The following is an 11,367-nucleotide window of genomic DNA, read 5'->3' on the forward strand; positions in this document are numbered from 1 at the left end:
TATGGATCACTACATAGATATATCAATCTTGCCTACTCCAGAGTTCCCGGAGACAGTTTTATTGAATGCTCTTTATACAAAACTTCATAGAGCCTTATATGACTTAGCTGCCACAAATGTTGGTGTGAGTTTCCCAAAATATAAAATTACATTGGGAAACATTATACGTATTCATAGCGGGCAAGCAGTTTTGCATAATCTATTAAATTTGAACTGGATAGGCAGCATGAATGACCTCTGTAAAGTAAGTATGATTATGCGTGTACCCATGAACTCAAAATTCCGAAATATTTCACGTAAGCAACCCACAATGAGTCCATCAAAATTGAGACGCTTGATTAGCCGTGGCTCTATATTAGAGGAAGAAATTCAACCCTACGAAACAAAAATGCACTCTAAAAAATTTGATAACCCTTATATTGAGTTGATAAGTACTTCCAGTGGGCAAAGATATCGGCGTTATATTGAATTTGGTGAGCTTCTTGAACAACCGGTTTCTGGTAGCTTTGATGCATTTGGTTTTTCAAAAACAGCTACCGTTCCTTGGTTTGATTAAGCCAAATTACTGTAAGCCAAGTAGAATTTGATAGTATTAGAAAATGGTTTTTTAGGTTGAGTCAAAAGTTCGTTTCATTCTGGAAATGAAATTATGAACAAAACCACCTTATTAACCAATAATTTTAGCTCTTTTAAAATTTAAATATAAATCAAATAGTTAAAAAATGACTAAAAATACTGGATAAATTGATATTTTTTAACTAACCTTTTGTTGTAACTATTTTTTTATGATATTAAGTATAGTTCACTGCCGTATAGGCAGCTTAGAAACTTTGGACATATTGCTCAATGCATTTTGTTGCGTTCACTGCCGTATAGGCAGCTTAGAAAAAAATAAGTGTGCGCCTTGCCCACCTGCCCTAGTTCACTGCCGTATAGGCAGCTTAGAAATCAGGCGCAGCGACCTTGGTAGGTGCCGATCCGTTCACTGCCGTATAGGCAGCTTAGAAAAATGTGGACATTCAAGAATTAATACAGCTTGCGTTCACTGCCGTATAGGCAGCTTAGAAAATTGTGTTTGGCACCCCCCAATCAATATTAAAGTTCACTGCCGTATAGGCAGCTTAGAAATGTATTAGCGTCTCTTCTTTGGCCGTTATAACGTTCACTGCCGTATAGGCAGCTTAGAAAGCTTTAAATGCCGCAGGGTTTGCAATTAATAAGTTCACTGCCGTATAGGCAGCTTAGAAATGGACGGGACAGAATTGATGCCAACCGGCAATGTTCACTGCCGTATAGGCAGCTTAGAAATAACATGCGTCATCAGCCGGTGATATCCTTTGGTTCACTGCCGTATAGGCAGCTTAGAAAGTCAGCCTCGCCCGGCTCACAATATCGCGGTTGTTCACTGCCGTATAGGCAGCTTAGAAACAATATTTTTATAAGCGTAATCAAAAAAATCCAGTTCACTGCCGTATAGGCAGCTTAGAAAAAACAGTTTTCAATACCAATTGGACAGCAGATGTTCACTGCCGTATAGGCAGCTTAGAAAATTGAGTGCCGGGTATGGCTCGAATTCCTTTCGTTCACTGCCGTATAGGCAGCTTAGAAATGCTCACCGATGTGACTTAACGCGGGCCAATAGTTCACTGCCGTATAGGCAGCTTAGAAACGGATTTAATCGATATCGACACGTTCACGTTTTGTTCACTGCCGTATAGGCAGCTTAGAAATAGCTCACAGCAAATAAATGATTTTGATTCAGGTTCACTGCCGTATAGGCAGCTTAGAAATTTATCTAGCGCATCAAATACTAAGTCTGTTAGTTCACTGCCGTATAGGCAGCTTAGAAAATTAACCAAGTCTTGAAAGCATCGATTAAGTTGTTCACTGCCGTATAGGCAGCTTAGAAACAATAAGCAAACAATTTAATTTATCGGGATACGTTCACTGCCGTATAGGCAGCTTAGAAATAATATTTTCATTGCTTACCTCGATATTCTAAGTTCACTGCCGTATAGGCAGCTTAGAAATTTTGTTGCTGCTTCGACTGCTGCACGCAATTGTTCACTGCCGTATAGGCAGCTTAGAAAAAGTACTGACGGTTTGTACAGAACGCGGCTGTGTTCACTGCCGTATAGGCAGCTTAGAAATTGCGCATAAATCTCTTGATTTAAAACTGCTTGTTCACTGCCGTATAGGCAGCTTAGAAACACGAGGAACAGGCACAGAATCTTGAAGATTTTGTTCACTGCCGTATAGGCAGCTTAGAAAAAATATCCAAAGACTGAGCATAATTAGAACGAGTTCACTGCCGTATAGGCAGCTTAGAAAATTTTGGCGTTTTCTCAGGGCGGTGCGTCTACGTTCACTGCCGTATAGGCAGCTTAGAAATGCTGGCAGCGGGTGTAAAATTCCATTTATAGGTTCACTGCCGTATAGGCAGCTTAGAAACCAACGAAGGCAAGCGAAACGCCCGTACCGGCGTTCACTGCCGTATAGGCAGCTTAGAAATATTCGACAAGTCTTGCAACTAAACAAACGCAGTTCACTGCCGTATAGGCAGCTTAGAAACGGAAACCCTAGATTAATCGGCTTCGCTTTCTGTTCACTGCCGTATAGGCAGCTTAGAAAGTGATTTCCGTTTCGACGTGCTGCGATTCTGCGTTCACTGCCGTATAGGCAGCTTAGAAATGAAATGAAGCCGATTGTTGAAAACATGAATTGTTCACTGCCGTATAGGCAGCTTAGAAAGAATGGTACTGCGGCAATTCTAAACATTCTTTGTTCACTGCCGTATAGGCAGCTTAGAAAAGTATAATTTATTCCAAAACCCGTCGGCTTTTGTTCACTGCCGTATAGGCAGCTTAGAAAGCAAGAGAAACACAGCAGAAGTTTCAGTGTTGGTTCACTGCCGTATAGGCAGCTTAGAAATGGTGAAACTGAGGAAATGCAGCAGTAGACAAGTTCACTGCCGTATAGGCAGCTTAGAAAGTCGAGTCGTAAACGCCGACGTTAAACTAAATGTTCACTGCCGTATAGGCAGCTTAGAAATCGACCACGATAGCGATACCCGTCCCCTGTTTGTTCACTGCCGTATAGGCAGCTTAGAAATTCTCGGATTCCCCGGCCTCGCGCTACTTATGGTTCACTGCCGTATAGGCAGCTTAGAAATTTAGAATTTACTACTTTTGTTTTTACAGCTAGTTCACTGCCGTATAGGCAGCTTAGAAATTATTCAAAGAAATCAGAATTAGCACCAAATCGTTCACTGCCGTATAGGCAGCTTAGAAAAAGAGGCAACCGATTGTGCAGCATCAGAAATCGTTCACTGCCGTATAGGCAGCTTAGAAACAAGCAAAAATGCGGCTTTTGCGCTTTGTGATGTTCACTGCCGTATAGGCAGCTTAGAAAAATCTCAGCACAGATAAAATCCTTTTGTTCATGTTCACTGCCGTATAGGCAGCTTAGAAAAACAACGTGAAGAACGTCAATTTTTTACTTATGTTCACTGCCGTATAGGCAGCTTAGAAAAACCCCCTGCTGTTAAATTGATGCTAGTGATGGTTCACTGCCGTATAGGCAGCTTAGAAAAAACAAAATAGCACTCTTATGCTTTGGGGAATGTTCACTGCCGTATAGGCAGCTTAGAAATATCTCAATTACATTCAAGTCCTCTGTATGATGTTCACTGCCGTATAGGCAGCTTAGAAAAGCGTACGCTGATGTTATCAACTATTTTAATAGTTCACTGCCGTATAGGCAGCTTAGAAATAACTCGCGGTTATCGCTATACTTTCATTGCAGTTCACTGCCGTATAGGCAGCTTAGAAATTCTTTGTTGATAATTGATATCTTGGATGCAAGTTCACTGCCGTATAGGCAGCTTAGAAACAATCAATCTGTTTATGTTCGGAATACATTTCGTTCACTGCCGTATAGGCAGCTTAGAAATCTACTGAGATATATAATGATTTACTTAAATCGTTCACTGCCGTATAGGCAGCTTAGAAAGATGAAAGTATTCTAGGATTTAATTATTACGGGTTCACTGCCGTATAGGCAGCTTAGAAAAATCTAAAAAGGATTGGACAAAATCCAACACAGTTCACTGCCGTATAGGCAGCTTAGAAATTATACAGAGTTGTTATTGAAGGATTATAAGAGTTCACTGCCGTATAGGCAGCTTAGAAATTAGCAGTAATTTATCGACAGTTGTAACGCTGGTTCACTGCCGTATAGGCAGCTTAGAAATTTAATGTTATACACTCTCCTACGATTATCAAGTTCACTGCCGTATAGGCAGCTTAGAAAATTACCTAGCATTTTATAGCGTTGTGTGTTACGTTCACTGCCGTATAGGCAGCTTAGAAAGCTTCAAAACTCGCGCCACTGGTGGTCACATCGTTCACTGCCGTATAGGCAGCTTAGAAATACAAGCGTTAACCGCCATTGTTCAAACAATCGTTCACTGCCGTATAGGCAGCTTAGAAATGCTGAATGGCAACAGACTGGAATCATTCTACGTTCACTGCCGTATAGGCAGCTTAGAAAAGTACGCCACGACATTAGCGATGTGGTTTAAAGTTCACTGCCGTATAGGCAGCTTAGAAAAGGCAACCGCCATTTTTGATGATGGTATCCGCGTTCACTGCCGTATAGGCAGCTTAGAAATTATTTGATAAACCAGGCGTTCACCTGGTACGCGTTCACTGCCGTATAGGTAGCTTAGAAAATCATCTGTCCTTAAGTTATTCAAAACGAATGGTTCACTGCCGTATAGACAGCTTAGAAATACAGCGGGTTTCGCCATTTAATCCAGACAATGTTCACTGCCGTATAGGCGCTTAGAAAATGGGGTAAATATTGGCTTATTAGCGTGTAGGGTTCTCACTGCCGATTAGGCAATCAAGCAAAATAATACTCTTAATTTGTAACTTCTGTATAGGCAATAGCCGTTTTGACGCAACAAAGTTGGTTATCAGAACAAATCACAATTGTAAATTGGTATTGTTGGGTCACTCTATTCAACCTACGTGTGATTGGAAAAAGGAAGAGCCTATCTGGAAGTCGGTGTTAACTCCTTTCTATGGCAGTAGTGTTATTAATTTTTTATCTCGACCGATGAGATCACAATTATTAAATCAGGTGTCTTTGATAAAACTTCCCACTTTGATCTAGAATGATAATAGAACGTGCGAGCGCCAAATTAGGATTGAAATTGGATATTAAAGAAATTTATTTTGAAAAACTTCCAGGAAATGGAACTCTTAATTTCATATTGGTTCATAATGCAGGCGGTAATCATCTCTTTTTTACTCATCAGATTGAATTGCTAAAAAAATATGGTGATGTTATTTGGCTTGACTTACCAGGGCATAGCCAAAGCAAAGGTATATCTGGTTATCAAATGAGTGATTTATCCTTAATAGTAAATCAAATTTGCAAAAATTTATCTCTGGAAAATGTATGTTTGGTTGGGTTAAATAATGGTGCTGATATTATTATTGATATTGCACTTAATTTTTCTCTTCCTGTTAAGAATATCATCCTGATTGACCCACCAATATTTATGGAAAAATCGTTTGTTGCAGAAATAAATAATTTTATTAATGCATTGGAGAATAATGACTATAACAGCTTTGTAACTTCTTTAGTAAATGATTTGTTTATTCATACCTGTAGCGAGAACAAATCCATAGCAATGAAGGCTTTTAATAGTGTTGATAAAAAAGCCTTACAGAATATTTTTAAAGGACTTATTGAATGGGATGCGCAAATAGCTGGAAAATTAAAAAACATCACTTTTCCCACATTATGCATCTTAACTGATGAGCATCATTGCAAATTCAGTAAATTAAAAAAAGAAGCGCCTCAATTTGAACTTGGGAAAGTAATAGGCTCAAAATGTTGGGCTACTTTAGAGGTTCCCGAACAAATTAATGCTATGATAGAGCGTTTTTTAATTCTAAATAGATAAGCAACGTTCCATTTTGTTTAAAAATTAAATCTTTTCTTGAAATAAACATACATCATGCCTATACTGTACATGTACATGAAATACGGAGAAAATCATGCAAACAGTATCTTATACTCATATGCGCGAACATTTATGTGAAATCATGGAAAAAATAGCCAATGGTGAACAAATTTGCTTTACTCGCAAAGGGCAAAAGCCTTTTATTATAGGAAAGGTTGGTACACCAACAGAGGCTCAGCTTGAAGAAGCAAAACATGAAAAACGTGCTCATGCAGTTGCTAAATTAAAAGAAAGACATGCTGCGACCATTAAGGCTTTAGCGGATAAGTAATGGAATTAATTTTTTTAACTGTAGAAGATGTGGTATTTATTCAAGGCGAAATATTATCTAGTGCTTCTATAACGGATATAGGTAAACTTGAGTCGGCGCTCAAACGAGCTGAACAGTATCATTATTATGAAACGTCAGTGATATTACTGAGTTAACAGCTATTTATATCATTGGCATTGCTAAAGCACATGCTTTTCCTGATGGGAATAAACGAACTGCTTTTTTGAGGCAACTTATTTTCTTGACTTGAATGGTTATGCTTTAGAAGAATTTGATGATTTGCCTGATATTATTGAGCAAGCAGCATCTGGAGCGGCGGATAGGCATCAACTCTTCAAACTTTTAAAGCCCTACGTTTTTTCAAATGAATAAAATGTTAGATCCCATTTGCAAGGAAACGGGCTACTCTAGCTTCTTTGTTAGTTAACTTTTCCTATATCGTTTAATTCTCTTCGTGGGGGCAGGCATTTCAAAAACAAATAACATTTGTTCATTTTTTCATGTTGTTCATTTTCCATGAACATACTATAATTATGAACAATAGGCCTTGGGTGAGCATAATGAATATTAATGAATTAATACTGACTATAAGAAATAAGTTGGGTTTTGAATGTAGATATAATAAGAAGACAAATCTGCTTGGCATTACTATTAAAGAAAATAACGAGCTCTTTTTCAAACCTGAATTAATTGCAAATATTGATAAGACAAATATTGCTGCAGTGATTAATCATATGAAACATTGCGATAAAAATAGCATCCTGATTACTAACCATGCTAATAAAATACTTGCAGAACAATTACAACAAGCTAATATTCGCTTCATTGATTATTCTGGAAATGCATATATAAATGAGTCACCAATATTTATCTTTGTTAAAGGTGAGCGCCCGCAAAAAATATCTGCGCCTGAACTTGCCTTTAATCTTAATAGCACCAATATAAAAATTATTTTCGTTTTATTAGCTTTTAAAGAGGCTATCAATCTTACTTATCGAGAGATTGCCAGAATGAGTGATGTTGCGCTTGGCAGTATTAATAAAACCTTTCTTATGCTCCAAAAATATAATTACCTTACCGTAAAACGAAATGGCAATCGTTTTTTGACAAACAAAGAAGAACTTTTGAATAAATGGTGTATTGCGTATGCCGAAAAGTTACGCCCTAAATTAATGCAAGGAAAATTTTCTACCGATATGATTGATAAATTAAAAGAAGCGAAACCTTATGACTTTAATTTCCTTTGGGGCAATGAAATTGCAGCCAGCCAATTAACACCTTATCTAAAACCTGAAATCATTACTTTGTATGCCGAGAATGATTTGCCTAAGTTACAGTTAAAATTTCGGCTTAAGAACGATATGCATGGCAATATTGAGCTCTTGAAAAAATTCTGGGATTTTAACAGTGAAGATGCTACTGTTGTGCCACATGTTCTGGTATATGCAGATTTATTAAATTCGCTTGATGAAAGAAATCAGGAAACTGCGAGTCTTATTTATGAGCAATATATAAAAAATGAAATGGAATAATTTTTATCCTTCCGATATAGAGTTATTTAAACTCATTAATGAAGTTGCTATTGCAAATAATTGCGCTTATTTTCTAATTGGCGCTAAAGCTCGTGACATACTTCTAGAATGCTTTGGTAAAAACGCAGCACAGCGAGCAACCCTGGATACTGATATAGCTATCTGCTGCAAAAACTGGGATGAATTTTATAAAATCAAAAATGCTTTTATCCATACCGCTGAATTCATTCCAGACTATAAACATGAGCACCGAGTGATATCGCCTAAGTTTGGTTATTTAGATATTCTTCCATTCGGAGATATAAAAGAAGAAAACCCAAACTTAAAATGGCCTCCTGAATATGATATTGAATTCAGCTTAATTGGGTTTGATGATGCTTTTAACAGTGCAATAGAAAAAAAATCATGTCCAGGTAATCCTTTTAAATCACATGCCAAGTTGGCAAGGCACCATTAAAATCCGGTAGTTGTAAGATATTGATAATTGATTTGATACAAACCCGAATTAACATTATTCCATGTACCGCGTTTTACCGTAAAACCAATGGTAGCTATTGCTTTACTCAATCCTAAAAGCGGTAAAAGCCTCTGATAATCAGGAACCGGCCTGACAGTAGAATAGCCTTGCAGAAAGGCTTCTTTGATAGTCGCATCGTTAAGCCATCCTCCAAACTCCATAGAACAAAAATCTTCTTCGGAGAAACTGGCTCGTGCTGATGCCCAATCAATTATACCTTTCAGCCTGTTGTTTTGTATTATTAGATTGCCAGGTCGAAAATCACGATGAATAATGCAAGGTCCATCTGCTGATAATAAAAGTGGAATATGCTCGTCATAAAATTGTCGACACTGTTTAAGCAGATCGTCAGATAAATGGCCGCTACACTCGGCTATCCCCTCTTCAAATTTGGCTGTGAAAGGAACTCGAGGGTCGGAATATAATTTATCAGAATGGGTTAAGTCGCCATATCCTTTTACGCGATTGGAGTGGATTAGACCTAACTGAGAACCGATTTCAAAAGCTAATGAGTCTCTGAAGTCCTCTTTTGTAAGCAGTGTGCCTGGCAAATACTCCATCAAGACTGCACCCTTAATATCTGTTTCTGGCGGCACAACCGCTTTAATCGCCGGCACCAAAATTTTACCGGCAAAGAAATTTAAAAAATGAATTTCACGCCAATAATCTTGCGTATTCGCTGCTATTTTTAAAATGAAATTTTCACCCGAGGGCAATATTACTTTATAAGCAACAGCAACAATGGCATCTTCATGCTCTATGCGAACAAACCTGGCGTCAGAAAGGTTCAAGCGCTGTTTGTAAAAATCTATGTTAGTCTCTCTCATGTTATTCAAAAATCCCTCAGAAAAACAGGCGCGATTTTACCCAGCCATTATCAATCTCTCCAGTAATCCCTTTCCTTTAAAGGTTTTTTGCAAACTCCCAGATGCCAGGGATGGCATCTGGGAGCGTCAGGATGACTTCATGCGTGTTTGCAAAAAACCTTTAAAGGAAAGGGATTACCCGCTCTGAACTTACAAGGCATAGGTGCCTGAACACGTGATGGAAACCTTGATTACGCTTCGCTGCATCAAGGCTACTCTCTATGGCATTGTTCCTGAAACCCAAAAGTAGTGAAATTCCTGCATAGCTTATTATCCAACAGTTCTTGTGATATTATCGGCGATGTTTACTATTAAATCACGCTGTACTGTTTTGTCAATTTTGTACTCCATAGCCGCCAGTTTATCAGCTGGTCTTGTACCACTGATTTCATACAGTACAATACGCAACCTGAATAATACAAGTAAAAGAACCATCATGACTACACTAAATACAGACTATCTATCATTAAACAAAGTCTAAGGGGATTACTAGATACAAAATGTGATCCCGATTGGCAATTTTTCTTTCAATCGAATGATGATTTCAAGCGGCTCATGACCAATGGCAATATCAGAACTTTATTAAGCTCCAAGAGGCTGGATAATATTGAGTTGGCCATTCAACATATTTGCGATCATCAGGTTAAAGGCGACGTACTTGAGGCAGGATGTTGGCGTGGCGGCGCCCTTCTGTATGCTAAAGCATGTTTAAACGTCTATGAGAAAGAATACCAGCGTACAGTTTATGGCGCAGATTTGTTTCCGCAATCAAAATCATATGTCAGTAACCGTTTTCAATTACAGACTTTGAAAATATTGATGCGCTGCTTGCCCATTTTTCCCCAAACCTTACAAAAGAAGCTGGTTAGCTATATTCTTGAGGCATTCCCAAATGAAGAATACAGTGAAACAACAAAATCTAAAATTCGTTATTTTTGTAGTCAACTAAGTTACATACCGCAAAAAGACATCAATCCCACCAGCTATGACGATGTTATAGAGGCCTTCAAACGATACCATCTTTATGATCAAAGGGTAAACCTGGTTCAAGGCTGGTTTGACCAGACATTTCCTGACCTGGAAAAACAAATTAAGGAACTATCATTGTTAAGAATAGATGCAGACTTCTATCAATCTACCTTACATGCACTAACTACCTTTTATCCAAAATTGAGTGAAGGCGGTATTTGTATCATCGATGACTATGGCGGTTTTGATGATTGTAAACGTGCAGTAGATCAATATCGCTCCCAACACAACATCACCGCCACTATGCATTCGGTGGATGGGATCTGTTACTATTGGTTCCAATCAGGCAACGGGAAAGAGTATGTTTTTAATCAACCCCGATAGCCGCTTTCCCGGCTCCACTTCAATAAAATCTATAAAGCCCAATGATAGACAGTATTGAATGCTTTGGTTCCAATAAACCGGATTCACTAATTGCGAACTCAATACTGTTGTCCAGGGATTTGGGCAATCAACGTGGCAACGAGCAGTAGCATTAAGAATAATGGGGAGTTTTGCTGGTGCAAAAGTATAGGCGTCCAATACAGATTTAAACCTTTGGCTCACGTCACTCATCAATGGGGAGTGAAAAGCACCAGAAACAGCAAGGGGTATCCATTTAGCCTCTTTGAAAAATTGCGAGCAATCTGAAATTGCATCCTGAGTTCCCGCGATAACTGTTTGCTCTGGGCTATTGTAGTTAGCAATATACAGCGGTAATTGATTATTTTTAATAATATCGGCAACATCAGCGGCCTTTATTCCAATCACTGCAGCCATCGCTCCCCCCTTCACGGATTGCATCAGCTCGCCTCTTTTTTTGACGATTTCCAAACCCGTTTCGAAGTCAAAAACTTGAGCTGCATACAATGCCGCGTACTCACCAAGACTATGTCCCAGAACCATCTCAGGCTGATAGTGCTCACGTAATATCAACCACGATAGACAAGAAACACAGTATATTAATGGTTGTGTGACCTCTGTTTGATGAATGTCATCGCTATCTACTCGCTTACGAATATCATATCCAAGTATATCATTAGCAAGTTCCACCTTTTCTGGGAACTGTGCAAATAAGGCTTTTCCCATTCCTTTGAATTGGGCGCCTTGTCCAGGAAAAATAAATACACTCATAA

At 38.5% G+C, this 11,367-nt stretch carries 9 protein-coding genes and 1 CRISPR repeat array; of the genes, 7 read left to right on the forward strand and 2 right to left on the reverse strand.

Annotated elements, in window-relative coordinates; all coding sequences use genetic code 11:
- Nucleotide 1: 1 nt before the first annotated feature.
- From cas6f to ACFORL_RS09620, 6 genes are all read left to right on the forward strand, one after another.
- Entirely contained in the window at nucleotides 2-556 is a 555-nt protein-coding gene (gene cas6f / locus ACFORL_RS09595) for a type I-F CRISPR-associated endoribonuclease Cas6/Csy4 (protein WP_382343435.1), read from the forward strand.
- A 244-nt stretch (nucleotides 557-800) separates the two neighbouring features.
- Nucleotides 801-4,792: direct repeats of the CRISPR family, unit length 28 nt; unit sequence GTTCACTGCCGTATAGGCAGCTTAGAAA.
- A 426-nt stretch (nucleotides 4,793-5,218) separates the two neighbouring features.
- Complete coding sequence (locus ACFORL_RS09600; RefSeq protein ID WP_382343437.1) at nucleotides 5,219-5,977, forward strand: alpha/beta fold hydrolase; 759 nt, start codon at nucleotides 5,219-5,221, stop codon at nucleotides 5,975-5,977.
- Nucleotides 5,978-6,071: 94 nt separating this feature from the next.
- A complete protein-coding gene (locus ACFORL_RS09605) occupies nucleotides 6,072-6,308 on the forward strand; it encodes a type II toxin-antitoxin system Phd/YefM family antitoxin (RefSeq protein WP_382343438.1) in 237 nt (78 codons plus the stop codon).
- Nucleotides 6,309-6,450: 142 nt separating this feature from the next.
- On the forward strand, nucleotides 6,451-6,558 hold the full coding sequence (locus ACFORL_RS09610) for a Fic family protein (RefSeq protein ID WP_382343690.1): 108 nt from the start codon (nucleotides 6,451-6,453) through the stop codon (nucleotides 6,556-6,558).
- A 310-nt stretch (nucleotides 6,559-6,868) separates the two neighbouring features.
- On the forward strand, nucleotides 6,869-7,840 hold the full coding sequence (locus ACFORL_RS09615) for a type IV toxin-antitoxin system AbiEi family antitoxin (RefSeq protein ID WP_382343440.1): 972 nt from the start codon (nucleotides 6,869-6,871) through the stop codon (nucleotides 7,838-7,840).
- Nucleotides 7,827-8,297, forward strand: a complete 471-nt coding sequence (locus ACFORL_RS09620) for a hypothetical protein (protein WP_382343442.1) — start codon at nucleotides 7,827-7,829, stop codon at nucleotides 8,295-8,297. The genes ACFORL_RS09615 and ACFORL_RS09620 overlap by 14 nt, the downstream gene beginning before the upstream one ends.
- Here ACFORL_RS09620 and ACFORL_RS09625 read toward each other — a convergent pair.
- On the reverse strand, nucleotides 8,294-9,184 hold the full coding sequence (locus ACFORL_RS09625) for an aminoglycoside phosphotransferase family protein (protein WP_382343443.1): 891 nt from the start codon (nucleotides 9,182-9,184) through the stop codon (nucleotides 8,294-8,296). The genes ACFORL_RS09620 and ACFORL_RS09625 overlap by 4 nt on opposite strands.
- 594 nt (nucleotides 9,185-9,778) lie before the next feature.
- On the opposite strand from ACFORL_RS09625, the gene ACFORL_RS09630 reads away from it, so the two are divergent.
- The gene (locus tag ACFORL_RS09630; protein WP_382343445.1) at nucleotides 9,779-10,576 is read left to right on the forward strand and encodes a TylF/MycF/NovP-related O-methyltransferase; all 798 of its coding nucleotides are present in this window, start codon (nucleotides 9,779-9,781) and stop codon (nucleotides 10,574-10,576) included.
- Here ACFORL_RS09630 and fabD read toward each other — a convergent pair.
- Entirely contained in the window at nucleotides 10,535-11,365 is an 831-nt protein-coding gene (gene fabD, locus ACFORL_RS09635) for an ACP S-malonyltransferase (RefSeq protein ID WP_382343447.1), read from the reverse strand. The two genes, ACFORL_RS09630 and fabD, sit on opposite strands and share 42 nt — an antisense overlap.
- Nucleotides 11,366-11,367 lie beyond the last annotated feature (2 nt).

Source organism: Legionella dresdenensis (genome assembly GCF_042649825.1).
GTDB classification, from domain to species: domain Bacteria; phylum Pseudomonadota; class Gammaproteobacteria; order Legionellales; family Legionellaceae; genus Legionella_C; species Legionella_C dresdenensis.

Excerpts from the sequence above, each read along its gene's own strand:
- cas6f (WP_382343435.1), top strand. The coding sequence starts at position 2 with ATGGATCACTACATAGATATATCAATCTTGCCTACTCCAGAGTTCCCG.
- ACFORL_RS09605 (WP_382343438.1), top strand. The coding sequence starts at position 6,072 with ATGCAAACAGTATCTTATACTCATATGCGCGAACATTTATGTGAAATC.
- ACFORL_RS09615 (WP_382343440.1), top strand. The coding sequence starts at position 6,869 with ATGAATATTAATGAATTAATACTGACTATAAGAAATAAGTTGGGTTTT.
- ACFORL_RS09620 (WP_382343442.1), top strand. The coding sequence starts at position 7,827 with ATGAAATGGAATAATTTTTATCCTTCCGATATAGAGTTATTTAAACTC.
- ACFORL_RS09625 (WP_382343443.1), bottom strand. The coding sequence starts at position 9,184 with ATGAGAGAGACTAACATAGATTTTTACAAACAGCGCTTGAACCTTTCT.
- ACFORL_RS09630 (WP_382343445.1), top strand. The coding sequence starts at position 9,779 with ATGACCAATGGCAATATCAGAACTTTATTAAGCTCCAAGAGGCTGGAT.
- fabD (WP_382343447.1), bottom strand. The coding sequence starts at position 11,365 with ATGAGTGTATTTATTTTTCCTGGACAAGGCGCCCAATTCAAAGGAATG.